General features: G+C 43.2%; 2 protein-coding genes and 1 pseudogene. All 3 read right to left on the reverse strand.

Annotated features, from left to right (window positions below; translation table 11 throughout):
- A partial coding sequence (locus tag A3756_RS23660; RefSeq protein ID WP_197481503.1) for an SGNH/GDSL hydrolase family protein occupies positions 1–480 on the reverse strand: 480 nt, incomplete at its 3' end.
- Between the two features lie 21 nt (positions 481–501).
- Entirely contained in the window at positions 502–870 is a 369-nt protein-coding gene (locus A3756_RS23665) for a response regulator (RefSeq protein ID WP_068508062.1), read from the reverse strand.
- 317 nt (positions 871–1,187) lie between these two features.
- Positions 1,188–1,569 (reverse strand): annotated as a pseudogene (locus A3756_RS28255) (HD-GYP domain-containing protein); the annotation flags it as partial.

Here is a 1,569-nt window from a genome sequence, read left to right on the forward strand (position 1 = left end):
TTCATGCATGGGAGGTACACTGCTCAAGAAGATATGACGCGCTTGAAACTTGTCTTGAAGCAGCAGTTTTAACTCTCTTTGCTGCTCTAGCCAGTGTTTCAGTCGTGTCCCGCCGGTTATATCATTGACACCTAAGGAAGTAATGACAACATCGGTTTTAAAAGCCTCAAGCGCATGTAGGCGCTCTAGCATCTCAGATGTCTTCAAGCCTGTTTCGGCTAAAAGGCGCCACTCGATAGCGCGGTACTGCGACAGTTTCGACACCAGCTGCCCTAAAAGCGCATCGTTCTGACTATCAACGCCAACACCTGCAGCAGCTGAGTCACCTAGAATTAAGATGCGCAAAGGCTCCCCGTTACCTAAAATACCTTCACGGCTACCTTCAGGCTCAGGAAGTTTAGGCGTCACTTTTTTAGTATAGATTCCCTGCGGAACGAGAATAGGTGACAAAGCCAGGGTGAGAAGAGCATCATCGATCATAATGGCAAGAATTGCTAAGACTTAGGCAATATCCAACAGCTTTTCTATGGCTGGTTTGAAGCGCTGAGGACTCAAGGGCTTTAGAATCCAACCAGTTATACCGGTATCTTTACCTACTTTTTTCAGCCTAGGGTCTGACTCAGTTGTTAGCATCAAAATAGGCGTTTCTTTGTAAGACTCCATATTCCTCAATGCAATGGCTAAATCAATTCCCTTCATATTAGGCATATTGTGGTCTGTGATCACTAGGTCAAAGTTCTGCTTTTTCGCCAAGTCGAGCGCTTCCAAGCCATCCTCAGCTTCGACTATTTTCAAACGTTCATCCTTTAAAACAAAGGTAACCATTTCACGAACGGTAGAAGAGTCTTCAACAATTAAAATAGATCTCATTTTTCAGGCTCAGTATTAAAAGTAAATATTCGGTGAGGTGCACAACTCACTTAAGTTTAGCAGCTCTTTCAAGGGTAAAACATAAATCTTCAATGATTGGTTTACTGAGCCCCAAACGCTTAATGTATTTATAGTTGGTTTAAGTGCTGCAAAGGAGCAATGAGCTGTAGCAGAAGAAATCAATCACAACGCAGTAAAAGGGTTCACAACATGGCCGAGAAAGCGTCTAAGGGCGCAAAACAAACTTCTAAGACTGCCGCAAGACTGTTAGCGCTTTCGTCATTCCTTCAAAGTTCAGTACCAGGCTTTAAGGTTTATTACTGTACTGCAAGGCCAAAGTTTAAGCCTTTGGCCTTGTATTCCTTAAGCTGAACGCCAAAGGCCCCGTCTGTATATATTTCTTTAACTCGAAGCGGCTTACCATGCTGATCTTTTTGCTCATTACTTAGATCAACAATCCGTTCAGCACAGCTTTTCTTCTCAGTATTCCTGACAATAATCAGTTTGGGGCGAAGCTTATTGTTTCTTTGGCACGATAGGATAATACCAACTTCGCCATTGGTCAGCTCAACAATATGCCCCGGTGGATAAATTCCTACTAAGCGAATAAAAGCTCGAACAATTTCCTCATCAAACTGCTGGCCACGACAATCGTAAAGAATACGCAAACCTTCCAATGTCGAACGTGCATCACTATAA

It is taken from the genome of Oleiphilus sp. HI0086, from assembly GCF_001635225.1.